Origin of the sequence: Paraburkholderia sp. SOS3 (genome assembly GCF_001922345.1) — a bacterium.
In the GTDB taxonomy this organism is placed as follows: domain Bacteria; phylum Pseudomonadota; class Gammaproteobacteria; order Burkholderiales; family Burkholderiaceae; genus Paraburkholderia.
This window is the reverse complement of record NZ_CP018811.1, coordinates 41,436-64,306: the sequence shown is the minus strand read 5'-3', so window position 1 is coordinate 64,306 and position 22,871 is coordinate 41,436. Positions and strand designations below refer to the sequence as shown.

Genomic DNA, 22,871 nt, shown 5'->3' with positions numbered 1-22,871 from the left:
GTGTGTCGCTGACGATCAGGCCGTCACGGTTTCTTTGCGGCGCGCGATCGACAGAAATTCGTTGTGGTCGCGAATGTAGTCGGCCGGATCGTAGACTTCCGATGCTAGCACCATGCACACGCCGCCCGATGAGAAGTTGTCGAGCGTGCGCCACATCATCGGGCAGATATAGAGACCGTAGTACGAGCGGTTCAGATGAAAACGCCGCTGACGGTCGCCGTCGTCGAGCACGATGTCGCAGCTGCCCGACATCGCCACCACGAACTGATGCAGATTCCTGTGCGCGTGCGCGCCGCGATCCGACCCGCCCGGCACGTCGTACAGGTAATACACGCGACGGATGTCGAATGGAATGTGATTGCCGCCTTCGACGAAGGTCAGATTGCCGCGCGGGTCGGTAATCTTCGGCAGCTCGATGATTCGGCAATCATTCAGCGGCATCGCTACTTCCTTTTGGATTGAGTTCGTAGAATTCGTGGACGATGCACCCGCGCGTCGAACTCATTCTTGAAACGGTTGAGCCCTTCGTTGAGAGTGACTCCCTTGGTTTTCCGTGCGGATGCCGAGATCGAAAATGCGTTTGCAGGGAGGCCGTTTTTTGCTCGGTTGCCGCTTCGAACACAAGGTCCAGCGCGTTGACCTCGTAACCGGTCTCGCTGGACGCAATATATTGCGCGTGCGCGACCGTGTCCTGCTTCGGCCTCGCCGTCGCGGAACTCCGAGTAGCTGATCAGATAACGCGTAGGGTGGCGATTCCGGATCGAACAATATATGCAATGGCCATTCGGTCCATGGCGCACCACGGGCCGTCCCAAAAAGTGTTCTTTGGCGAGGTCTAGCAGCAATACGAGACGTCCCTGAGACGGCCAGTGAATGCGTCCTCCGACTCGCCGGAACGAGTGTCGTACACGGGCATCGGCTTATCGCCGATCTGCTTCCACGAGTCGCCCGCGACGTACCACATGCGAAAACGTCCCGCGTCCTCCGTTGCCCACAGGCCGCAGCGGAAATGCTCTTCCCCGGGCGACCGCTCAAGCAACGGCGTCGTCTGCACATGTTGAAACGTCGCGTCGTTGTCTTCGCTTACCGCGACGCCTGTCAGCAACCGGTAACGGATCTGATGGCATAGCTCAAAACCTATGTCATACATCAGCAGCGGGCCACCCGAAGTGCGTAGCACAATGGTCTGAAGGACGCCGTTGTCGTCGATCGTGCCGGGTGCGCCGACATCCAGCACCCGCTCTTCGCGACACCGGATCACGTTGCGCGGGTCCCGTGGATCGAAATCGACATAGCCCACGCGGCCCACGTTGTGCTCGCTGCGGCATTGCACATAGATGCGCAGGGTTTGTTCGTCGAGCCAGACCTGCGTCGGGCAGGTGGCGTGACTGCGCGCCCACCATTGCGACCCCGAGGGCGTCCACACCACGCCGTGATTCAGCCACTTCATGTCGGCACTCTGAACATGCGGCTGACCGAGAAGGCGGCGTCGTAGGCATGCTCGGCCTTGAACAACGCACTGGGTTCGGTGGTCTTTACGATAACCCTGTTGGGATCGAGCCAGTTGTCCGTGGCCAGCGTGAGATTGTTGGCGAGCGTCGCGTTGACGCCCAGAAAGCTGTATTCGCCGATGTCGCAGAAGCCCACAATCACGACGTTCGAGGAGAGGAAAACGTTGTCGCGTACTACGCTGCGAAGGCCGATGTGATTGCCGCTCTACAATACGACATTGTTGCCGATCTTCACGAACGGCTGAACCGTGTCGTCTTTGAAGATGAACACATGTTCGCCGAGCGACACGTTGTGCCACGCGAACGCGCGAACTAACGTACGACGCCAGCGCGAAGCTCTTCTCGCGCACCGTGTTGGCGGGCCGTACGCGCAGCCGGTTCAATTGCGTGTAGACGATGGCCATATACACACGATGATTCGCGGGCGAAAACTGCTGATCGAGCGTTGCAAATTTCACCACCGGCAAGCCATGCAGCTCTGTCCGCTCCAGGTACGGCTGCTCGACCGAATGCGCCACCGCCTGATAGTCGAAATCGTGATCGAAGTATTCGCGCGCGATCTCCGCGAAAGCAGAATCACCGACGATCACCCGATTCTTCTCCCTCATGGAGCCTCCTTACAGTCATTCTTTTGAAGTATCCGCGAGATCGCCTCCCGGTAAGCCGTGGAATAACCGGCGGAACACAGGTCAATTTGCCGGTTGGGCGGTCCGGGCAACGACCGCCGGCCGGCTGGCACAGCCTCGAAACGTGCGCGGCCAGAGCGTCGGGAACAAGCTGTGGCGGCCCGCGCAAGGGCGGTTTTTGCACGTTTTTAGCTGCCATTCCCGTACAAGACCAGATAACATTCCACCCCGGATAGGGCCAAAGGAGTTTTGCACAATGCGGCAGTGGAAAGCGATCACGAGGCATGCGCCGAAGCCATCGCAGACAAGGCCAGTCAGCGCCGCCATCATCTTCCTGCTGGTATGCGGCGCCGCCCTGCTGCCGTCCCGGCAAGCACGCGCCGCAATGAACTTCTGCGCCGCGCCCGCGCTGCAATCGAGCGAGCGCACCAACTCCGACCCGGGCGTGAAAGCGCTCGTCGCGAACGTGCAGGCGCATCTGAACGACTCGCCGCGCGCCTTGCCGAAGTTGCACACCGAAGGCACGCTGCCGCACGAAGGCATCTACGATCAGAGCAAGGCGGCCGAGCAGGATCTCGACCTGCTGCGCGACGCGGCGCTCGCCTGGCGCGCAACCGGCGACGAGCGCTATCTGAAGTACGTCGACCGCGTGCTCTACGCATGGGTGACCACCTACCAGCCGAGCTTCAACGCGATCGACGAATCGCCGTTCGAAGGACTGATTCTGGCCTACGACATGACCGCGAGCGCGCTGCCCGTCAAAACGCGCAATGCGGCCATGGCGTTTCTGACGAAGCTCGCAAATGGCTATATCGCGCAGATCGACGCGCAGCCGCGGCCGCTCACGGGCACTTTTCGCAACAATTGGCAAAGCCACCGCGTGAAGCTGATCTCGATGGCGGCCTTTACGCTCGATAACCGCAAGATGATCGATGCGGCGCAGCGTCTCTTTATCGAGCACATCAACGACAACATCGCACCGGACGGCTCGACCGTCGATTTCGCCGAGCGCGACGCGCTGCACTACGTGACGTACGACCTGCAGCCGCTCGTGGTCGCGGCGCTCGCCGCGCGCCGGCACAACCGCAACTGGCTGCCGCAACGCGCGCCGAGCGGCGCGACGCTGGCCGCGGCGCTCGCGTGGCTCACGCCGTACGCGACGGGCGCGAAAACACACGACGAATTCGTGCATTCGCAAGTGCCATTCGATGCGAAACGACGCGAAGCGGGCATTCCCGGCTTCACGGGGCCCTGGAACCCGAAAGACGCGGCGGAGCTCTTTCACCTCGCCGCGCGGCTCGACGGCAAATACACGCCGATCGCGCTAAAACTGGCGCCGACGCCGCCCGCGTGGCTCGCCGTGTGCCTGCCGTTGCCGGCGCGCGCGCAGTAACGTCCGTAGCAGCGCGCGCAGTAACGGCGCATCGAGGCTCGACGGGCCGCAATGCCCCGGCCATGGCGCGATGAATGGATCGCGCCAAAAGAGAGTAAAAAGCAGTTAAAGGGCCGCCACCGCGGCCACTGCGGCGGCACGCTCACAAGGCGAATCGCCCCGGCATCACTCATCGCAGGAGCAGACATGGCAGTCAGCGTATTCGACCTCTTCAAAATCGGAATCGGTCCGTCCAGTTCGCACACCGTCGGCCCGATGCGCGCCGCGCTGATGTTTGCCCAAGGACTCGAACGCGATGGCCTGCTCGAATCGACCGCAGCGGTGAAGGTCGACCTCTACGGCTCGCTCGGCGCGACCGGCAAAGGCCACGGCACCGACCGCGGCGTCATGCTCGGCCTGCTCGGCGACGCGCCCGACACCGTCAATCCGCAAACCATCGGCGAACGGCTCGACGCAATCCGAACGTCGCGCACGCTTGCGCTGCTCGGCAAGCACGACGTGCCGTTCGTGCCGAAAGATCAGATTTCGTTTTACCGCCAGGCGCTGCCCGAGCATCCGAACGGGCTCAAGCTGCGCGCGTTCGATGCGCAAGGCGGCACGTTGCGCGAATCGACGTATCTGTCGGTCGGCGGCGGATTCGTCGTCACCGCGGGCGCGCCGAATACGAAGGTGCTAGCGGCCGTCGACGAGCGCGCGCATCCGTTCCGTACCGGAACCGAACTGCTCGAGATGTGCCAGTCGGCGGGCAAGTCGATCGCGCAACTGATGTGGGAAAACGAGCGCGCATGGCATACCGACGACGAAACGCGCGCCGGCCTGCTGCAGATCTGGGACGTCATGCAATCGTGCGTCGCGCGCGGCTGCGGCATCGGCAACCCCGACGCGGACGGCACGCTGCCCGGTCCGTTCCAGGTGAAGCGCCGCGCACCGCAGCTGTATCGCGCGCTCGCGAATAACCCCGAGCGCGCGCTGCAGGATCCGCTGTCGATGGTCGACTGGATCAATCTGTACGCAATCGCCGTCAACGAAGAAAACGCCGCGGGCGGACGCGTCGTCACCGCGCCGACCAATGGCGCGGCCGGCATTATCCCGGCCGTGCTGCACTACTACACGCGTTTCATGCCGGGCTCGAACCAGCAAGGCGTCATCGATTTTCTGATGACGGCCGCGGCGATCGGCATTCTGTACAAGCTCAATGCGTCGATTTCGGGCGCCGAAGTCGGATGTCAGGGCGAAGTCGGCGTCGCGTGCTCGATGGCGGCCGGCGCGCTGGCCGCGGTCATGGGCGGCACGCCGTCGCAGGTCGAAAACGCGGCCGAGATCGGCATGGAGCACAACCTCGGGCTCACCTGCGACCCGGTCGGCGGCATGGTGCAGATTCCGTGCATCGAACGCAATGCGATGGCGTCGGTGAAGGCCGTCAACGCGGCGCGCATGGCGCTGCGCGGCGACGGCAGCCATTACGTGTCGCTCGATTCGGTCATCAAGACGATGCGCGAGACCGGCGCCGATATGAAAACGAAATACAAGGAAACGTCGCGCGGCGGCCTTGCGGTGAACATCATCGAGTGCTGAACTGATGGCTGCAGGGCGGCGCCCACCCGACAACACCATTCGGAGACTCATCGCAATGCCTCAGTCGAATGCTTCCGCTGATTCCTCTTCCGATACGACCACGGGCGCGCGGCTGATCGTCGATGCGCTGCTCACGCATGGCGTCGAGCGCGTCTTCTGCGTGCCGGGCGAGAGCTTTCTCGCCGTGCTCGATTCGCTGCATGACGAAACCGAACGCGTTCAAACGGTGGTCTGCCGGCATGAAGCCGCGGCCGCGAATATGGCCGAAGCGGTCGGCAAGCTGACCGGGCGGCCTGGCGTGGCGATCGTTACGCGCGGACCCGGCGCGACGCATGCTTCGATCGGCGTCCACACGGCGTTTCAGGATTCGACGCCGATGATTCTGCTGATCGGCCAATGCGCGCGCGAGCATCTCGACCGTGAGGCTTTCCAGGAAATCGACTACCGGCGCATGTTCGGTCAGATGGCGAAATGGGTCGCGCAGATCGACGACGCGCGGCGCATTCCCGAATATATGAGCCATGCGTTTCATACGGCGACGTCGGGCAGGCCGGGGCCGGTCGTACTCGCGTTGCCCGAAGACGTACTGAGCGACGCATGCGCCATGGTGCCGGGCGCGCCGGCCTATCAGCGCGTCGCGGCCGCGCCGTCGCCGGCGCAGATTGCGCGGCTGACGGCACTGCTCGACGACGCGCAGCGGCCGATGGTGATTGCAGGCGGCAGCGGCTGGACACCCGATGCGTGCGCCGATCTACGCCGCTTCGTCGAAAACTGGCAGTTGCCGATCGGCCTGGCATTCCGCTTCCAGGACACTTTCGACAACGAGCACGCGAACTACGCAGGCGATGTCGGCCTCGGCATCAATCCGGCGCTCGCGCAACGCATTCGCGACGCCGATCTGCTGATCGTCGTCGGGCCACGTCTTGGCGAATCGACGACGGGCGGCTATACGCTGCTCGACATCCCGAAGACGAAACAGACGCTCGTGCACGTGCATCAAGGCGCCGACGAACTCGGACGCGTCTATGCGGCGGACTTGCCGATCGTATCGGGCATGCCGGAGATCGCATCCGCGCTCGCGGCGACGCGGCCGTCGGTTGAACAACCGGCGTGGCATGGCGCCGCGGAAGAAGCGCACCGGGCGTATCTCGAATGGCGCAAGCCGCGCGCGATTCCGGGCGACGTGCAGCTTGGCGAGATCGTGCAGCAACTGCGTGCGCGCTTGCCCGACGACGCGATCGTCACGAATGGCGCCGGCAACTACGCGATCTGGCTGCATCGTCATTTCGCGTACCGTCACTTCCGTTCGCAACTGGCGCCGACCAGCGGTGCGATGGGCTACGGCGTGCCGGCCGCGGTCGCGGCGAAGTCGATGTATCCGCAACGAATGGTCGTCGCCTTCGCGGGCGACGGCTGCTTCATGATGTCGAGCCACGAACTGGCGACCGCAATGCAATATGAATTGCCGGTGATTTTTATCGTCGTGAATAACGGGCATTACGGCACGATACGCATGCATCAGGAGCGGCATTATCCAAACCGTGTACACGGCACCGGTTTGACGAATCCGGATTTCGCGGCATTCGCGAAGTCGTTCGGCGCGCATGGCGAGACGATTTTGCGCACCGAGGCGTTTCTGCCGGCCTTCGAGCGCGCCGTTGCGGCGAAGCGCCCGGCGCTGATCGAGATTCGGATGCCGAAGGAAGCGAGCACGCCGGGCGCGACGCTCGAACAGATCCGGGAGCAGGGCAGGAAACTGCGCGGCGAGTGACGCGTGCGCAGAAACTGCGCGGACTAAAGAGCCGGAGTTAAACTCCATCGCGAATCAGGTGCCGATTATTGCCGGTGTCGAACTGCCATTAAACTGAGACGACTTTCAGTTGTTATTCGACAATTCGGCATAACCGGCATCACCGATAATCGCGAGATTCAGTCTGTCACGCATGCACATCGCAGACTGAGCATAACGGAGGGTAGTTTCGATGGTTCAAGGGTCGAACGACGACATGCCGCGCGTCAGCGGGTCGAAGGCGCTCGACGATGTCGACGTCCGCTGGCAGCAACTCGAAGTGACGGGCGCCGCCCGCGCGGCGCTGCTCGGCAACGCACCGTGCGTGCTGTGGTTTACGGGGCTCTCGGGAGCCGGCAAGTCCACGATTGCGAATCTCGTTGAAAAGCAGTTGCATGCGCTCGGCAAGCCGACCTATCTGCTCGATGGCGACAATGTCCGGCACGGCCTGAATCGCGATCTCGGCTTCACCGATGCCGATCGCGCGGAGAACGTGCGCCGCGTGGCCGAGGTGGCGCGGCTCATGGCCGACGCCGGTCTGATCGTGCTCGTGTCGCTGATCTCGCCGTTCCGCGCGGAACGGCGCATGGCCCGCCAATTGATGAAGCCGGGCGAATTCATCGAGATCTTTGTCGATACGCCGCTCGAAGTGGCCGAAGCGCGCGATCCGAAAGGCTTGTACAAGAAGGCGCGGCGCGGCGAGCTCAAGAACTTCACCGCGATCGATTCGCCGTACGAGGCGCCTGAAAATCCCGAAATTCGCGTCGAGACGGCGCAGTGCGATGCGGCGACGTCGGCGTCGCAGGTGCTGGCCGCGTTGCAGCGGATGTGGCGCGACGATTCCTCGCACGCGACGGGCGCGGCAGCGAACGCGGGTGCACCGGACGAATATGCCGGTTCGCCGATCGTCGCCGCAGCGATGGCGGCGAAGAAAGCGACGGGCCATCCGGCGACGGGCGGCGCGGCGGCTGGCATCGTGTCGGGCATCGAGGTCACGGCGATCGACCCGGCCGCGAGCCACGCAGGCGCGCCGATCGCCGCGGCCGCGGCGAACAGCGCCGCAGCGGAATATGCCGGGTCGCCGATCGTCGCTGCAGCGATGGCGGCGAAAAAGGCAGCAGCGAGCCATGCTGCAGCCAACCATACCGCTGCCAGCGACGCCGCGACTGCGCCACCGGCCAGTCCCGGGCTGCGCACGCGCACGATCTTCTCTTTCGTCGTCGACGCCGAGCCGCGCTTCGCACACGAGGGCTATCACCTCGCGCGCTCGCTGATCCGGCATAGCTGCGACGCGCCGGCTGACATCAACGTGCAGTTCACGCGTGAAGTCGATGCCCAAACGCGCGATCTGTTCCGCGACCTAGGCTGCACGTTGCACGACATCGAGCGCTTCGGCGACGGCCGCTTCTGCAACAAGATCGCGCAACTGGCCAATCTGCATCGCTTCGACTTCGACCACGTCGTGCTGCTCGATACCGACATGATCGCCGTCGCCGATATTCGACCGTTCCTCGGCACGGAAGCGCTCGTGGCGAAAGTCGTCGATACCGCGGAGCCGCCGGTGCCGGTGCTCGAAGAAATCGCACGCGCGGCCCGCATGCGCAATCGTCCGCCGGTCGGCACGGCCGATATCGAATATGTCGCGACGTTCGCCGGCCACTGCAACGCGGGCTTCTATGGCATCCCGAAAGCGATCGCGGAGATCGTCGACCAGTCGTGGCGCCGTTGGGCGCAGTGGCTGATCGAACACGACAAGCCGCTCGAGCGCAGCGGCACGCTGCAGCGCGTCGACCAGGTGTCGATGTGGCTCGCGATCGTGATGGACCGCATTCCGTATCGCGCCGCGCCGTCGAACGTGAACTACTACGTGCATACGGACGGCGAGCATCGATATCTCGACGCGAATGCGGGCATCGCGCTGATCCGCTATGACGAGGCGAAGCTGAACGCACTCGGCAAGCTCGAGGCGCAGGCGGTGCCGCGCAATCCGCTCGAGCGTCGTGCGATCGAAGCGGCGAACCAGCAGATCGGCGAGGGCGCCGCAAACCCTGCGTTCCGGAATCTGCGCGTCGCGCAATCCTGAACGTGCGCTTGCCGCTAGCTGGCGCAGACACGCATCAACGCATCAACGCATCAAAGAAAACGCCGTCTGCGATCTCGATCGCAGACGGCGTTTCTGTTTTCTCGCTGGCTCTGATTGACCGAGGCGACCGACGCGTGAAATGCACCGGCGAACGACTCGCTCATCGAACAGCGATCGTCCCCGCAGCTTCCTGATCTTTCGCGCGAGACGTCGGTGCCGCTTGGGCAAGTTCCGACACGTCGAACATCTGAGCCGGTTTGCCTTCGCACCATCTGCGCCACATCACGCGCAGCGCCTGCGTGAAGCTTGTCGCGATCAGATCCGGATTGAACATCGGCGACGCCTCGCAGCGCGCGCGCATGCCCGCGCGCAACGTCGCGAGCGCCTGCACGTCGCTCGCGTGCGCGACCGCCTTCTTCACGTAATCGTCGACGCCATCGGCGACGAACGATTCAAGCCCGACGTGCGACAGCGCGGTCACGCCGCTGCGGCCCGGTACCGTGCGGCCCGGCATCGTCAGTATCGGCACGCCCATCCACAAGGCCTGCATTGTCGTCGTGAGGCCGGTGAACGGGAACGTGTCGAGCAGGATGTCGACGTGATAGTGCTGCTGCAGATAAACAGCCACCGACGCGCGCGGCTTGAAGTCGAGCCGCTCGCGCCCGATACCTGCGTCCGCGAACCAGCCGATCAGCTCTTCGGGCACGCTGTCTTTCGGCATCGAGCCGACCATCATGCGCGATCCCGGCACCGCATGCAGCACCTTCGCCCACAACTCGATCACATCGCGCCGCAGCTTTTCGATGCGGTTGAAACTGCCGAACGTCACATAGCCGTTGCGCAGCGCGGGCAACCCGTTGACCGGCGGGCACAGCATTTCGGGCTTGAACGGCGCCATCGCCGGCAGGTAGACGATCTTTTCGGTGAAGCGGCTGCGGAATTCGTCGGACGGCACCCAGAACCGGTCGGCCAGGAAGTAGTCGATGGCGGTCAGGCCGGTCGTGCCCGGATAGCCGATCCAGCTCGCCTGCACCGGAGCAGGCTTATGCGCCATCACGAGCAGCCGGTTGTTGGCCGTGTGACCCGCGAGGTCGATCAGGATGTCGATGCCGTCGGCGCGAATCTGCTCGGCCGCGACGTCATTGTGCGTGCCGAAGATGTGGTGCCAATGAGCGAAGTGCTGCCGCAGCCGGTCGGTTACCTGATCTTCGCCCGGCGTATTCGAGTAAGCATGCAGAATCACGCTGCGGTCGTTCGCGAGCCGCTCGAGCACCGGCTCGATAAAGTTGGCCACCGCATGGCCGCGGAAGTCGCCCGAGATAAAGCCCACATGCAACGGCCGGTCCGGATCTTTCCGGTTGCGATGCGGTTTCCAACGCTTTTTCAGCGGCTTTTCGAAATGCTCGCCGTAGCGGACGTGTTCGGCGAACAGATCTTCCGGTGCCACGTTTTCGACGTGGGTCAGGCAGAAGTTCAGATTCTCGAAGGCGGTGTTGTGCGAGGGATCCAGTTCCAGCGCGCGGCGGAATACCGTCGCGGCTTCGGCATGCCGCCCTTGCTGCAGCAGGATCGCGCCGAGCGTGACCTGCGTGCCCGATGCATCGGGGGACGTCGCAGCCGAGGTGCGCGCATGTTGCTCCGCTTCCATGAGGCGGCCTTGCGTCAGCAGCACGATGCCCATGATGCGGTGGCCTTCCGGGTGGTCGGGCTCGATGTCGAGCATCGCCTGACAGCGCGCTTCCGCATCCTTATGCATGTTCTTCGCCATCAGCAGGCTCACGAGCGCCTGCAACACTTCGACGTCGAGCGGTCCCAGTTCGCTTGCCTTCTGCAGCGCGCCGAACGCATCGTCATAGTTCGCGAGCCGGTAGCTGCCGCAACCGAGCACCTTCCAGCCGAGCGGCAGCGACGGAAACCGCTCGGTCAGCGACCGGCCGGCGGCGACTGCCTCGTCGAGCCGCCCCTTGTTGAAATGCGCGATCGCCTCGTCGCATTCGCGTTGCGACGGCATCGGTCCGCCGGCGGCGCCGGGCCGCGGCGCGCGGCGCGCGGGCGCTGCCGTTGCCAAGGCCAATGCCGACGCGGCCGCATCGTTCTGCGCGGGCGTGGCTTCGATGCGCGGCTGCTGCGTGATCGGTTCCGGCCTGATCTCGAGATTCTGCGCGGTGATCGTCGTCATCAGGTTGATGATCGCGTCCACGGCGGGTCCGGTCATGCCGCGTTGCTGGCCCATTTCGAGCGCGAGCCAGGCGGCCTTTGTCTGGCCCGATTGCAGCAACGCATCGACATAGTTCATCCAGTACTGCGGCTGATTCGGCGCGATGCCGATCGCGTTCTCGAGCAGCGGCACGGCCGCATCGGGCTGATGCTGGCGGATCAGCACGACAGCGAGCTTGTGGAGCGCGTCCGGGTACTGCGGATAGCAGGCGACGACGATCCGGTAGAGCCGCTCGGCTTCCTGGTACTGTCCCGCCTGGTCGAGCGCGCGCGCGTTGTGCATGGCCATCGCGGCGTTCAGATGATTGCGCAGCGGTTCGTCGTGCGGCATCAGCCGCACCGCGTGCTGAAGCGGAACTCGCGCACCGTCGAGATCGCTGCGCCGCAGCGCCGCGTGCGCGAGCGTTTTCCAGCCGAAGCCGTGTTCGGGCAGCAGGCGCACCATCTGCTGCGCGAGCGCTTCGGCACCCGCGTGATCGCCTTTGGCGCTCAGCAAGGCAATCGTTTCGACGAATTCGACGGCGAGGACGTCGGCCTCGGAGGACGCCGGCGCGCCGTTCGTCGGCGTTGCGCCTGCGCCGTTCGTGGCATCGCCTGCCGCGCCGTTGATCGCGCCGTTGATCGTTTCGTTCGTATGAATGCCGGTGACAAACCCCGCGTTCGCGGGCGCGCTGTACTGGCTGCCACCCTCGCGCACATGCGCGGCCTCGTCGTGTTGGCCCGCCGCTTCGAGCGCATTGACATAGTCGCGCCGGAACTCGGCGTGCCGCGGGCTGGCTTTGACCGCGGCCTTCAGAAAGGGCAAGCCCATCGCGTGCTGCTCGAGCTGCACCGCGAGCATGCCGAGATGGTGATTCGCCTCCGGATGATCGGGCTGCACTTGCAGGATCGAGCGATATAGCCGTTCCGCTTCCGCGAAAGCTTCCGCCTGATGGTGTTGCACGGCCTGCTGCAGGGTGGCGTCGAGTGTCATGGGTTCTGCTCCGGGCATCGGGCATCGAACGTCAGCGCGATATGCCTGAGCGCGCAGTGCCCCATGGACAAGTCTAGAGACTCGAGCGTGGGACGATCCCACGAGCAGATGCCGGATTCACCCGTTTTTCGGGGCGTAGGGGCGCGTACCGTCGATTTCGCCCATGGCGATGTCGCGCGCCCATAAAAAAAGCCCGCCGGAAGCGGGCCTGAGCTGAACGAGCACGCCTGTCACGGCGCGTTTTTCTTATCGATATTCGGTGGATGCCTGGCGGCTATGCGTATGCCGTTGCATCAAAGCATGCCGACGCGCGTGTAGGCGTTGGCAGCCTGCACGCCGCGCACAGCGGTACTGTATTCCGTTTCGAGCTCTGCGCGCGACGTGATCGCGCGGGAACGCAGCCCTTCGATCGATGCCTGCACGCGGCGCAGCGCCTGCAGCGCGGCGGGAGACGTCGGCAACGTCAGCGATTCGAGCAGCGGCGTGCGCCGCTCCATCAGACGAGCGACGCGCGGCCAGTCGGAAATTGCCGCAGCTTCCTCGATCATCTGCGTCAGCCCGACGACTCGCTCGAGCAATTGATTCTGGTCCATGGCCTTGCGTACTCCTCGTTGGTGAACCGCCGCCTGTTTGCCGCTTGCTTGCGACCTACTTGCTGTTCTGCGCCAGCGCGCCGTTGCTGTTGCTGCCGCCGAACAACGCCGTCAGGTAGGTCTGATTCTGCTGTGTCTGGGCCAGCAGCGTGTTCAGCGCCGTGAACTGGTCGTTGAATTGCGACGTCAACTGCGCGGAAAAATCGTTCAGATCGTCCTGCTGTTTCGAGAGCGCAGAGATATCGGCGGTGAGCGCGTCCGTGCGCGACGAGATAATACCGCTATCGCTCGTGTATGTGTCCATCAGCGAATTCAGCTGCGTCGCGATACCGTTCGTATCGTTGAACAGCGTGCTGACGAGCCCCGGATTGGTCGCGATCACGTCGTCGAGCGTCGGCAGGTTCGGATCGGCGTTGATCTGCAGTTCCGCGAACGGCAGGCCGCCTGTGTCCTGCTGGAACGAAATGCCGAGCGACGCGAGCGTGCCCTGCAAGCCGCCGCTCGATACCTTGCCGCCCACGATGCTGCCGAGCGCCGCGCCGATCTGGTTGATCATTTCGTCGCCGAGCAGCTGGCCGCCGCTGCCCTGCACGCCCGCCGTGCCCGGCGCGGCGAGCGTGTTGAGCTGGTCGATCACGGCGTTGTAGGCCGAGACGAACGCGGACACGTCGCCTTCGACCGAGCTGTCGTCGGACGCGATCGTGAGCGTTTGCGCGCCGACCGTTTTCGTGTTGTTGGGATCGAGCGTCAGCGTCACGCCGGGCAGCGCGCCGGTAATCGTGTTCGTCGAGCTCGTGACGAGGTTGTTGTTGATGGTCAGTTGCGCGTCCTGAGCCGCCGTGTTCTGCGTCCAGAAATTGCCGGTCGAGCTGATTGCCGACGAACCGGCCGGCGCATTCGGATCGGTGCTGGGCGACGACGTCACCGCCAGTTGCGACAGCGGGCCGCTGGTGGCGCTCGAACTGATGCTGATCGTTTTGGATGCACCGGTGGTGGTCGACTGCAGCGTGATCGACTGGCCGTTCGCGCCCGTGATGACGGTGGCCTTGACGCCGGGGTTGTCGGATGCCGAGTTGATCGCGTCCGCGATCTGCTGCAGGCTGTCGTTCGAGGAATCGACGTTGATCTGGAACGACTTCGAGCTCGAGGCGTCGCCTAGCGAGATGGTGAGCGAGCCCGAGCCCAGCGCAGCCGCGTCGGCGTTCGAGAACGTCCCGGAAGTGATCGACTGTGCCTGTGCAACCTGCTTGACGTCGAGCGAGTAGTTGCCCGCCAATGCGCCATCGCCGGCTTTCGCCGTTACCCCGTCGCCGCTCAAGGTCGCGCTGAACGATGCAAGCGCATTGCCGTTCAGAAACGGCGCCATGGCCGACTGCAGACCCGACATGGCGGCCGACAGCGTGGCGAGTCCGGTGATTTCGGTCTTGTCGCTCTGGGCCTGCGCCGAGATCGCGGCTGCAGGACCCGCGGTTTTCGCCTTCACCAGCGCCGACACGAGCGAATTGACGTCGAGCGAACTGCCGGTCGAGCCGGAGATCAACGAATCGGCGGCCTGCTTGACGGCTGCTGCTGCTGCCGCGGCGGCGGCGGCTGCCTGGGAGGCAATGGGTGAACTCATCTGAGAGGCTCCATACGGCCCCGTCGGGCCAGCTGATGTGCAACGATCCGGGTTCGCGACGCAGACCTGCGTCGCCGTACTGCTTTGTTCGGTTATTCTTTGCTTCGTCAGCGCTGCAATAGCCTGACGATCTGATTGCGCGACGTTTTGCGTCGGCTTGTGTCTCGCGAGTGTTCGAGGCGGGGCCTGGCCCCTCGAGACGCGCCCGCGGATGAGCCGTACTGCATGAACTGCCGGCTCACCCGCGGGCGTACAGCGTACTGCTCGCTACAGACTACTTTCTACTGCCCTTCGATTCGCCGTCGGCGAATCTTATTGCAGAAGCTTCAGCACTTGCTGCGGCTGCGAGTTCGCTTGCGCGAGCACCGAGATGCCGGCTTGTTGCAGCACCTGCGCCTTGCTCAGGTTCGCCGTTTCCTGCGCGAAGTCGGCGTCCGTGATTTGCGACTGCGCGCTTGCGAGGTCGGTCGACTCGTTCTGCTGCGATTGCGAAATCGCGCTGAAGCGGTTCTGTGCAGCACCGAGCGATGCCTGGATGTTGGCGATGGCGGCGAGCGCGTTGTCGATCGAGTTCAGCGCGTTGTTCGCACCTTCCGTCGAGCTGATGTCGATCTGCGACACCGACGTCGGCACGTTCAACGTGTTGATGTTCGCGAGCGCCGAGCCCGTCGGCTGCGCGCCAGCTGCGGTGGAACCGATCGTGCTGGTCGGCTCGTTGGCGAACGCGGTGAGATCGGGGGTGGCGCCCGTTCCAAAGAGGCCTGCCTCCGCGCCCGACGAGAGCGCCTTGCCGTGCTGGTCGATGAACTTGAGGCCGCCCTTGCCGTCCGATTCGACCGTCACCGACGTGATCGTGTTCGTGTCGCCTGTGGCTGCGTCCTTACCCGTTGCGGCGTCGACGTTGATGCCCGAAATCACGCCAAAGACCGTACCGTCGTCCGCACCCGTGCCGGCTGCGGCAGCGCTCGAGATGGCGGCAAGTTCATTGTCCGGCGTGAGCGCGCCAGTGCTGTTCAGCGACAGCGACGAGACGCCGTTGGTCGTCGTCGTCGAGAACAGGGCTGCCGATGCCGTCGACGAGATTGCGTTGCCGTTCTGGTCGGTGAACGAGAAGCCGCCGTTGCCGTCCGAAACGATGTTGACCGACGTGATCGTGCCTGCGCCCGACGTTTCCGCGCCGTTCGAGTCGAGGTTCAGGTTCGTAATCGTGCCGAGCACGTTGCCCTTCTGCACGAAGCCGCCGCCGAGCGATGCTGCCGAGACGCCCTGGCTCAGATCGAGCGAAACCGTCTGACCGACGTTCGCGCCAACCTGCACCTGAATCACGCCAGCGCCGCCGCCGAGCAGGTCGATGCCGTTGAATTGCGTTTGCGAAGCGATACGGTTCACTTCGGCGATCTGCTGCGTGACTTCCTGCTGCAGTGCTTGCTGGTTGGCCGTCGTCAGCGTGCCGCCTGCTGCTTCGCCAGCCAGCGAGCGGATGCGCTGCAGGCTTGCCGTGATCTGCGCGAGGCCCGTGCTGGCCGTTTGCACCAGCGACACGCCGTTGTTCGCGTTCGACACGCCCTGGTTCAGGCCGTTGATCTGCGTTTGCAGCGAGGTGGAGATGGCGAGGCCGGCTGCGTCGTCCGCCGCGCTGTTGATGCGCTTGCCCGACGACAGGCGGGTGATGGCTTGCGACAGGGCGCTGCCGGAACCGTTCAGGTTCTCCTGAGCGACCAGCGACGGAATATTACTGTTGATAGAAAGAGACATGTGGTTCTCCGTAGAGGCGTTAGTCTTGAAACATGGCAACGTTGAGATCGGCGGAAGCACTCGTTCATTGCTGGCCGCCTCAGTGAAGGTTGACGGCGTTGAGAAAAAAAACTTGAGGGAGCAAACAGAATTGCGCGCAATTATTGGAGAGCCGCGCCAATCAAGGCTTTCCGGGCCGTTTCTGCGCGCAGGGCCGAAAATCTTTGCGATTCAGTTGCTTGGAATCGGGCGCGGCACTTGTAAGAATTTGTTAGCAGCGCTATGTGCGGGCGTTAAAAAAATGGCTGTGCGCCGGCGTGTCTGCGCGTCTGCTGCGGTCCTCGTTGCAGGAAGATCGCGTGGTGTCCTTGCGATTGCGGCATCGATGCCCTATGGATCGATGAATGGCCGCCTTGCGGTGCAGTGAGCGGCCCAAAGTGCATGGATGTTCCGCAAGTCGTTGAACGAACGGAAAAATGGCTCGTCCACAACCTAAAATCCTGTTATGATCGCGGATTGGATTGAGATCGTCCTCCGGGCGACCGTGAGTTTGCTACCTGCGCCGCCTTTGGTAATTTCTTGGGCGGCTTCGCACCGGCGGTGAACTTCCGACCTCTTTTCCGGCCTCCGGGCCGCTTCGCAAGCTGTTTGCCCCGTTCCGGCCCGTGTGGCTGTGAGTCCGGCGGGGCATCCCACCGGAGCGCCGGCGCGTAAGCGGCTTTGCCTCGCGCAGTTGCTCACGCAGTTGAAACCGTATCAATGATCGAGTTAGGAACTCCATGACGACCATTTTTTTGAAGGAAAACGAGCCGTTTGAAGTGGCGATCCGCCGCTTTCGCCGCGCCATCGAAAAGAACGGCCTGATCGCCGAACTGCGCGAGCGTCAGTCGTACGAAAAGCCGACGGCCGTGCGTAAGCGCAAGAAGGCAGCAGCGGTCAAGCGCCTGCACAAGCGCCTGCGCAGCCAGATGCTGCCGAAGAAGCTCCACTAAAAAGTGGCGGCTCGACCCCACCGGTAACGCCAGGTCATCAATCTGGCGGGGCAGCGCGGGGCTCAGATTCAGAAGCGGAGTGAACCATCAGGTTCACTCCGCTTTTTCTTTGCTCGTCTCTTTTGCCGCCTTGCGTGCGCGGCGCTTCTTGCCGAGCGCCGCGCACTTCGCGTGAAATCCGCAGTCGGCCTGATGGTCGTTGACCATGCCGACCGCCTGCATGAACGCGTAACAGATCGTCGTGCCGACGAATTTGCAGCCGTACGCCTTCAGGGCTTTGCTGAGGGCGTCGGAAATTTCGGTCGAGGCGGGCGCGTGCTGGTAGGACTTCCACGCATTCTGTATCGGCGTTTCGTCGACGAACGACCAGACGAAGTTCGCGAGCGACCCGTGTTCGTCGCGAATCTGCTGGACCGCGCGCGCATTGGCCACGGCCGACTCCAGCTTGCCGCGATTGCGGACGATCGACGCGTCGAGCATCAGCGCGTCGATCTGCTTCGGCGTGAAGCGCGCGACCACATCGATGTCGAAGTTCCTGAACGCGCGTCGGTAACCCTCGCGCTTGTTCAGAATGGTGGACCATGACAAGCCGGCCTGCGCGCCCTCGAGCACCAGCATCTCGAACAGATGACGATCGTCGCGGGACGGGACACCCCACTCGTTGTCGTGATAGTGTGCGAGTGCTTCGCTGGTTGCCCAGGTGCAGCGTGGCGTCTCGCGCTGTGTCATGTTGCGGCTCCGGCGTGGTGAATGTGAACGGGTGAAGAAAAGCTTTGCAAGCATAGCCGATCGACATCGGTTCGCAAGCCGGCCGTCCGGCCGATGGTCGATCGGCAATCATCGATCGGCAATCATCGAACGGCGATCATCCGGCGGTCGGGTGCCGATGGCGCGGCGGCGCTGTTGCGCAATGGCGGCATCCGGTCGAGGCCGCTGCCCACTCTCAATGAACTTTATCCGATGGATACGCACTTCTATCTGATTGGCGTCGATGGCGGCGGCACGGGGACACGCGTCGTACTCGGCGATGCGCAAGGGCGCGAACTTGCTATCGCGACGAGCGGCCCGTCGGGCCTCGCGCTCGGCGTCGAGCGCGCATGGCAGTCGATCGGCGCGGCGAGCGCCGATGCGTTTGCGCGCGCCGGGCTCACGCTCGACTGGTCGCGTTGCGTGGTCGGTTGCGGGCTCGCCGGCGTGAACAATCGCGACTGGCTCGCCGCATTCCGCGAGCGCGCGCCGGCCGTGGCCGGCCTTGCCGTCGAAAGCGATGCATATACCACTTTGCTCGGCGCGCACGGCGGCGTGCCCGGTGTCGTGGTTGCGCTCGGCACCGGCAGCATTGCCGCGGCGCTCGACGAATCGGGCGTCTGCCGGATCGCAGGCGGCTACGGATACCCGAGCGCGGACGAAGCGGGAGGCGCCTGGTTCGGGCTGCGCATCATCGTGCATGCGCAGCGTGCGCTCGATGGCCGCGCACCGCTCGACGACCTCGCGCGCGCCCTGCTCGAGAAGGTCGGCGCGCAGGACCGCGACAGCCTCGTCGTCTGGCTCTGCGCCGCGAATACGACGGCTTATGCGAGTCTTGCGCCGGTCGTGCTCGCCCATCGCGAACATCCGGTCGCGGCGCGCCTGCTCGCCGAAGCCGGTCAGCAGATCGAACAGTTGGCGGATGCGCTCGATCCCGATCACGCGTTGCCCGTTGCGCTGTGCGGCGGGTTGTCCGTGCCCCTGCGCGAGTTCGTGCCTGGCCGTTTGCAGGCGCGCTTGCGCGCGCCGCGCTCGGACTCGGCGCACGGCGCGCTGCAGCTCGCACAGCGCGAAGCGGCAAAAGTATTCTCCGCGCGAGCATGACCGGCGGGCGGGCGACGATAAAATACGAACTCCGAAAGTCGTTCGCCCGCCACCCTCATGTATAGCGTCATCGCCACCGATCTCGACGGCACTCTGCTCAACGCCCACCATCAGGTCGATCCGTTCACGGTCTCGACCTTGCGCAGCCTCGAGGCGCAAGGGCTGCATTTCATCATTGCGACCGGCCGTCATTACTGCGACGTGGCCGGCATTCGCGATGTGCTTGGCATCCGTCCGTATCTGGTCACGTCGAACGGCGCACGCATTCACGCGCCCGACGGCGCGATGATTCACGCGCAGAACCTGATGCCCGCCATGGTCAAGCGACTCGTGCAACCGCAAATCACGGGCGCGCATGGGCGCGTGATCGCCAATCTGTTCGCGGACCGGCAGTGGTTTATCGATCGCGATGCGCCGCATCTGCTGCGCTATCACCAGGATTCGGGCTTCGCCTACGAAGTCGTCGATCTGAACGCACACGACGGCCGCGATATCGCGAAGGTGCTGTATATCGGCGAGCCCGGCGATCTCGCCGCAGTGTCGGCCAATCTCGAACGCGAATTCGGCGCGTCGTTATACGTCACGTATTCGATGCCGGACTGTCTCGAGGTGATGGCGCCGAACGTGTCGAAGGGGCGCGCGCTGCGCGTCGTGCTGAACCGCCTCGATATCGATGCCGCGCGCTGCGTCGCGTTCGGCGACAACATGAACGATATCGATCTGCTCGAAACAGCGGGCCATCCGTTCATGATGAACAACGCAAACCCCGATCTGATGGCAAGGCTGCCCGCGGTGCCGCGCATCGGCAATAACTTCGAAGCGGGCGTTGCGCACCATTTGCGCAAGCTGTTCGAACTGCCTGATGAAGTCATGTCGTGAAAAACGCGGGCGCCGTGCCGTGCGCCCGCGAGCGGGTCCGTTATGCGATCGGACGAGTTAATAGACGCGATGTTGGCCGCGATGTGAACCGCGATTTCGGCTGTGCGGGTATCGCTCCGGCATCGGCGCACCACGCGTTGCGTACGCAACCGCTGTGGCGTTTGTGCTCGTTATGTCGCTAGTCGCGCCAGTTGCCCCACGTGCGGCCATGGTCCCAGCTGCGGTGATCCCGGTCGCGGTACTCCCAGCGATGATCGTCGCCGCGGTTCCAGTCATGGCGATACCGGTTCCCGCCATGGTTCCAGTGCGAGTAATAGACCGGCTGCGGCGCCGCATAGACCGGTGCCGGTGTGCCCAGCGAAATGCCGATTCCAACGTTGCCATGCGCCTGCGCGACTCCGCATACGCCGGCCGCGAGGCCCGCTGCGACGAGCAGATGAGTGACGATGCGCTTCATGTTGGTTCCCTCCTGGTTCGACGCGACATCTCTGTCGCACAGGTTCAATCTACGCATTCGACCGGCCGAGTACTGAGACAGGATGTTACGGAGTGCAAGCATGGATTTGCCTCCTCGCGCGCGTGCGCGAGCAGCGGGCGGCCGCAAAGCGACATGACCGACGGCCCGTGCAGGCCGTGCTGCCATGGGCGGTGAGCTGCGCGTTGCGTCAACCGTAAACCCGCCTTACATCTGTGCTGCGCGATTAATCTTCGCAGCGGCGCGCACGACGAATCACACACGCCTCCGAGTCGCGATGCGCCTAACCCGAACCCGCGAATTTGCCGGTATATCCAGATTGGAGTGCATTCGAACAGACGCATTTCGAAAGAGGATGTCAACTTTTGTTAATTCCGCACTCGACGTTCCCTTATTCTTCGTAAAATTTGCAGAGTATTTATCAGTTTCTTCCGTAAAAATTATCAGAAGATTTCGCGTAAAATGATTATGGTCCGTTGCGGACTTTATTAAACGACGCTAATCTCCGAACCGACGGGGTTGAACAAAAAGGGAGGCCGAAATGTCGCAATATGCTGATTTGAAGAGCCAGATCGCCAAGCTGCAAGCGCAGGCGGAGGAAGCCCGCCGTATCGAAGTGGGCAATGTGATCGCCGAGATTCAACGTCAGATCGCCGAGTATGGTCTGACGCCGCAGGACCTGGGTTTTGCCGCCGCCGCGCGGCGCGGGCGTCCGCCGAAGAAGGCGCCGTTGCCGCCGAAGTATCGCGATCCCAAATCCGGCAGTACGTGGAGCGGGCGCGGCAAACCGCCGAAATGGATCGCCGGCAAGAGCCGCGACCGCTTTCTGATCGGCGGCCAGTCGTAATCGAAGTGTATGGATATTGCGTAACCGTGCATGGTCCGATCCCATACATGGTTACGCATTGCTGTTCCGAATCTACTGAAATCTGACTCAACTTTGAGCCAATTCGGAATTCGCAAGAACGCGTAGAAGCAGTCTAATGCGTTCTCAAAGGCGATCCTAAACCTTCGGGCAAACTGTTTGCCCCAAAACCTGACGACCGTCCGCTCAAGTAAGCCGAGTTACCTATACCAAGGGCGTAGGCCGCTACGAGGCAAAGGCAATAAAAAAGCCGCCTTCGCAAGGCGGCTTTTGCATGTCATGCATACTTCTACGGCAATACGAACACGCGCAAACGTTTTACATCGGTTAATTCGTTGAAAACGTATGCCGTGCATTCCCCCATGCTTTCCCGAAAAACCGCACAAAGATCAGGGAAACGCGCATTGCCGGAGCGAACCGAAACAGGACCCGCCGAACCTGCATGTGTGGCGCCGAGGGGTGAAGCCCGCCGGCGCCATGGGTGGCGGCGTGCTCGACGTCTTAACCCGCGGCAGCGGCCACGCGGCGCAGGATCGGCCGACGCTGTGCTTCGATCAGCGTCATATAGCCGTCGACGTAGTTCTGCGCCATCGTCTTTGCGCTGAAGCGCTTTTCGAACTGCGCGCGAATTTCCTCGCGGGACAGCTCGTCGATGCGCTGGAGCGCGGCCACAGCGCCTTGCACGTCTTCGACGATGTACCCCGTCACGCCGTGATCGATCACCTCAGGCACCGAACCGCGGTTGAACGCGATGACCGGCGTGCCGCACGCCATCGACTCGATCATCACGAGGCCGAACGGTTCGCTCCAGTCGATCGGGAATAGCAGCGCCTTCGCGCCGGACAGGAACTCGGGCTTCTGCGCCTCGTTGATCTCGCCGATGAATTCGACATGCGCCTGCGACAGCAGCGGCTCGATTTCCGTCTTGAAGTAGTCCATGTCGACCTTGTCGACCTTGGCGGCGATCTTCAGCGGCAGGCCCGACTGTGCGGCGATCCGGATCGCCGTGTCGACGCGCTTTTCCGGGCAGATGCGCCCGAGGAAGGCCAGGTACTCGGGCTTGCGATCGGTGCGCGGCGTGAGCAGCTGGTCCGGCAGGCCGTGGTAGATCGTATTGAGCCAGTTCGCCTGCGGCAGCGGCTGACGCTGCGAGTCCGAGATCGAGATGACCGGCGCGTCGCCGAACGTGTCGAACATCGGCTGCAGTTCGGGCAGGTCGAGCCGGCCGTGCAGCGTGGTCACGAACGGCGTGTCCATCTGCGAAAACAGCGGGAACGGCAGGTAGTCGAGGTGAAAGTGCAGCACGTCGAACTCATGCGCCATACGGCGCACGCGCTCGAGCAGCAGCATGTGCGGCGCCATGGCGTCGCGGATCGTCGGATCGAGACGCAAGGCGCGCGGCCATGCGGCCTCGAGCTTCGCGGACGTCACGGAATCGCCGCTCGCGAAGAGCGTCACGTCGTGGCCCAGGTCGACCAGTGCCTCAGTGAGATAGGACACGACTCGCTCGGTGCCGCCGTAGAGCTTCGGAGGAACGGCTTCGTAAAGCGGCGCGATTTGTGCGATTCGCATTGTATGAACTCCTGTTCAAAGGGCTACTTCGCACGACGGCGCAAGAGGCGCAGCGGAAGGCGAATGCCGGTCGGACGGATGGGCGGCGCGCTCAGGCGGCGATGAGCCGGACCTGGATGAAGCTC

General features: G+C 63.5%; 18 protein-coding genes and 1 pseudogene. 10 read left to right on the top strand and 9 right to left on the bottom strand.

Translation table 11 applies throughout. From position 1 onward, the window contains the following. Nucleotides 1-15: 15 nt before the first annotated feature. Both BTO02_RS00285 and BTO02_RS00280 read right to left on the bottom strand, forming a co-directional pair. Nucleotides 16-441 (bottom strand): sugar 3,4-ketoisomerase, encoded by a 426-nt coding sequence (locus tag BTO02_RS00285; protein WP_075155313.1) that lies wholly within the window; start codon nt 439-441, stop codon nt 16-18. 394 nt (nt 442-835) lie between these two features. Beyond that, complete coding sequence (locus BTO02_RS00280) at nt 836-1,450, bottom strand: hypothetical protein (protein ID WP_075155312.1); 615 nt, start codon at nt 1,448-1,450, stop codon at nt 836-838. Nucleotides 1,451-1,497: 47 nt separating this feature from the next. Between BTO02_RS00280 and BTO02_RS35490 the strand changes: the two genes are divergently transcribed. The 5 genes and pseudogenes from BTO02_RS35490 to cysC form a co-directional block, all read left to right on the top strand. Then, nucleotides 1,498-1,827, top strand: a complete 330-nt coding sequence (locus BTO02_RS35490) for a hypothetical protein (RefSeq protein WP_332262252.1) — start codon at nt 1,498-1,500, stop codon at nt 1,825-1,827. Between the two features lie 695 nt (nt 1,828-2,522). Then, entirely contained in the window at nt 2,523-3,530 is a 1,008-nt protein-coding gene (locus tag BTO02_RS00270; RefSeq protein WP_232243551.1) for an alginate lyase family protein, read from the top strand. Nucleotides 3,531-3,716: 186 nt separating this feature from the next. Next, nucleotides 3,717-5,105, top strand: a complete 1,389-nt coding sequence (locus BTO02_RS00265; protein ID WP_075155310.1) for an L-serine ammonia-lyase — start codon at nt 3,717-3,719, stop codon at nt 5,103-5,105. A gap of 55 nt (nt 5,106-5,160) precedes the next feature. Beyond that, nucleotides 5,161-6,876 carry a thiamine pyrophosphate-binding protein gene (locus BTO02_RS00260; protein WP_075155309.1) on the top strand — a complete coding sequence of 572 codons (1,716 nt, stop codon included), beginning with the start codon at nt 5,161-5,163 and terminating at the stop codon, nt 6,874-6,876. Between the two features lie 274 nt (nt 6,877-7,150). Beyond that, nucleotides 7,151-7,720, top strand: a pseudogene (gene cysC / locus BTO02_RS35590) (adenylyl-sulfate kinase); the annotation flags it as partial. 1,417 nt (nt 7,721-9,137) lie between these two features. Here cysC and BTO02_RS00250 read toward each other — a convergent pair. The 4 genes from BTO02_RS00250 to BTO02_RS00235 form a co-directional block, all read right to left on the bottom strand. Continuing rightward, the gene (locus BTO02_RS00250) at nt 9,138-12,167 is read right to left on the bottom strand and encodes a tetratricopeptide repeat protein (RefSeq protein ID WP_198039165.1); all 3,030 of its coding nucleotides are present in this window, start codon (nt 12,165-12,167) and stop codon (nt 9,138-9,140) included. Nucleotides 12,168-12,460: 293 nt separating this feature from the next. After that, on the bottom strand, nt 12,461-12,760 hold the full coding sequence (locus BTO02_RS00245) for a flagellar protein FliT (RefSeq protein WP_075155308.1): 300 nt from the start codon (nt 12,758-12,760) through the stop codon (nt 12,461-12,463). Nucleotides 12,761-12,815: 55 nt separating this feature from the next. After that, entirely contained in the window at nt 12,816-14,378 is a 1,563-nt protein-coding gene (fliD, locus tag BTO02_RS00240) for a flagellar filament capping protein FliD (RefSeq protein WP_075155307.1), read from the bottom strand. Between the two features lie 312 nt (nt 14,379-14,690). Then, entirely contained in the window at nt 14,691-16,133 is a 1,443-nt protein-coding gene (locus BTO02_RS00235) for a flagellin N-terminal helical domain-containing protein (RefSeq protein ID WP_075155306.1), read from the bottom strand. Between BTO02_RS00235 and BTO02_RS34055 the strand changes: the two genes are divergently transcribed. Both BTO02_RS34055 and rpsU read left to right on the top strand, forming a co-directional pair. Beyond that, the gene (locus BTO02_RS34055; protein ID WP_156883722.1) at nt 16,132-16,539 is read left to right on the top strand and encodes a hypothetical protein; all 408 of its coding nucleotides are present in this window, start codon (nt 16,132-16,134) and stop codon (nt 16,537-16,539) included. The two genes, BTO02_RS00235 and BTO02_RS34055, sit on opposite strands and share 2 nt — an antisense overlap. 352 nt (nt 16,540-16,891) lie before the next feature. Continuing rightward, complete coding sequence (rpsU, locus tag BTO02_RS00230; protein ID WP_075155305.1) at nt 16,892-17,104, top strand: 30S ribosomal protein S21; 213 nt, start codon at nt 16,892-16,894, stop codon at nt 17,102-17,104. Between the two features lie 93 nt (nt 17,105-17,197). On the opposite strand, the gene BTO02_RS00225 is transcribed toward rpsU, so the two are convergent. Further along, nucleotides 17,198-17,833 (bottom strand): DNA-3-methyladenine glycosylase I, encoded by a 636-nt coding sequence (locus BTO02_RS00225; RefSeq protein WP_075155304.1) that lies wholly within the window; start codon nt 17,831-17,833, stop codon nt 17,198-17,200. A 231-nt stretch (nt 17,834-18,064) separates the two neighbouring features. On the opposite strand from BTO02_RS00225, the gene BTO02_RS00220 reads away from it, so the two are divergent. Together BTO02_RS00220 and BTO02_RS00215 are read left to right on the top strand one after the other, a co-directional pair. Continuing rightward, complete coding sequence (locus BTO02_RS00220) at nt 18,065-18,955, top strand: BadF/BadG/BcrA/BcrD ATPase family protein (protein WP_075158483.1); 891 nt, start codon at nt 18,065-18,067, stop codon at nt 18,953-18,955. 57 nt (nt 18,956-19,012) lie between these two features. Next, nucleotides 19,013-19,834 carry a Cof-type HAD-IIB family hydrolase gene (locus tag BTO02_RS00215; RefSeq protein WP_075155303.1) on the top strand — a complete coding sequence of 274 codons (822 nt, stop codon included), beginning with the start codon at nt 19,013-19,015 and terminating at the stop codon, nt 19,832-19,834. A gap of 178 nt (nt 19,835-20,012) precedes the next feature. Here the strand turns inward: BTO02_RS00215 and BTO02_RS00210 are convergent, their stop codons facing one another. Beyond that, the gene (locus tag BTO02_RS00210; RefSeq protein ID WP_075158482.1) at nt 20,013-20,291 is read right to left on the bottom strand and encodes a PXPV repeat protein; all 279 of its coding nucleotides are present in this window, start codon (nt 20,289-20,291) and stop codon (nt 20,013-20,015) included. Nucleotides 20,292-20,850: 559 nt separating this feature from the next. Between BTO02_RS00210 and BTO02_RS00205 the strand changes: the two genes are divergently transcribed. Then, nucleotides 20,851-21,156, top strand: a complete 306-nt coding sequence (locus BTO02_RS00205) for an H-NS histone family protein (RefSeq protein ID WP_075155302.1) — start codon at nt 20,851-20,853, stop codon at nt 21,154-21,156. Between the two features lie 519 nt (nt 21,157-21,675). Here the strand turns inward: BTO02_RS00205 and BTO02_RS00200 are convergent. Continuing rightward, nucleotides 21,676-22,746, bottom strand: a complete 1,071-nt coding sequence (locus tag BTO02_RS00200; RefSeq protein ID WP_075155301.1) for a glycosyltransferase family 4 protein — start codon at nt 22,744-22,746, stop codon at nt 21,676-21,678. Nucleotides 22,747-22,871 lie beyond the last annotated feature (125 nt).

What these genes read in the sequence shown, in the direction of transcription:
- BTO02_RS00250 (WP_198039165.1), bottom strand. Translation starts at nt 12,167, where the DNA reads ATGACACTCGACGCCACCCTGCAGCAGGCCGTGCAACACCATCAGGCG.
- BTO02_RS00270 (WP_232243551.1), top strand. Translation starts at nt 2,523, where the DNA reads ATGAACTTCTGCGCCGCGCCCGCGCTGCAATCGAGCGAGCGCACCAAC.
- BTO02_RS00215 (WP_075155303.1), top strand. Translation starts at nt 19,013, where the DNA reads ATGTATAGCGTCATCGCCACCGATCTCGACGGCACTCTGCTCAACGCC.
- BTO02_RS00210 (WP_075158482.1), bottom strand. Translation starts at nt 20,291, where the DNA reads ATGAAGCGCATCGTCACTCATCTGCTCGTCGCAGCGGGCCTCGCGGCC.
- BTO02_RS00260 (WP_075155309.1), top strand. Translation starts at nt 5,161, where the DNA reads ATGCCTCAGTCGAATGCTTCCGCTGATTCCTCTTCCGATACGACCACG.
- BTO02_RS00205 (WP_075155302.1), top strand. Translation starts at nt 20,851, where the DNA reads ATGTCGCAATATGCTGATTTGAAGAGCCAGATCGCCAAGCTGCAAGCG.
- BTO02_RS34055 (WP_156883722.1), top strand. Translation starts at nt 16,132, where the DNA reads ATGTGGTTCTCCGTAGAGGCGTTAGTCTTGAAACATGGCAACGTTGAG.
- BTO02_RS00265 (WP_075155310.1), top strand. Translation starts at nt 3,717, where the DNA reads ATGGCAGTCAGCGTATTCGACCTCTTCAAAATCGGAATCGGTCCGTCC.
- BTO02_RS00280 (WP_075155312.1), bottom strand. Translation starts at nt 1,450, where the DNA reads ATGAAGTGGCTGAATCACGGCGTGGTGTGGACGCCCTCGGGGTCGCAA.
- rpsU (WP_075155305.1), top strand. Translation starts at nt 16,892, where the DNA reads ATGACGACCATTTTTTTGAAGGAAAACGAGCCGTTTGAAGTGGCGATC.
- BTO02_RS00225 (WP_075155304.1), bottom strand. Translation starts at nt 17,833, where the DNA reads ATGACACAGCGCGAGACGCCACGCTGCACCTGGGCAACCAGCGAAGCA.
- BTO02_RS00285 (WP_075155313.1), bottom strand. Translation starts at nt 441, where the DNA reads ATGCCGCTGAATGATTGCCGAATCATCGAGCTGCCGAAGATTACCGAC.
- fliD (WP_075155307.1), bottom strand. Translation starts at nt 14,378, where the DNA reads ATGAGTTCACCCATTGCCTCCCAGGCAGCCGCCGCCGCCGCGGCAGCA.
- BTO02_RS00220 (WP_075158483.1), top strand. Translation starts at nt 18,065, where the DNA reads ATGGATACGCACTTCTATCTGATTGGCGTCGATGGCGGCGGCACGGGG.
- BTO02_RS00200 (WP_075155301.1), bottom strand. Translation starts at nt 22,746, where the DNA reads ATGCGAATCGCACAAATCGCGCCGCTTTACGAAGCCGTTCCTCCGAAG.
- BTO02_RS00235 (WP_075155306.1), bottom strand. Translation starts at nt 16,133, where the DNA reads ATGTCTCTTTCTATCAACAGTAATATTCCGTCGCTGGTCGCTCAGGAG.
- BTO02_RS00245 (WP_075155308.1), bottom strand. Translation starts at nt 12,760, where the DNA reads ATGGACCAGAATCAATTGCTCGAGCGAGTCGTCGGGCTGACGCAGATG.
- BTO02_RS35490 (WP_332262252.1), top strand. Translation starts at nt 1,498, where the DNA reads ATGCTCGGCCTTGAACAACGCACTGGGTTCGGTGGTCTTTACGATAAC.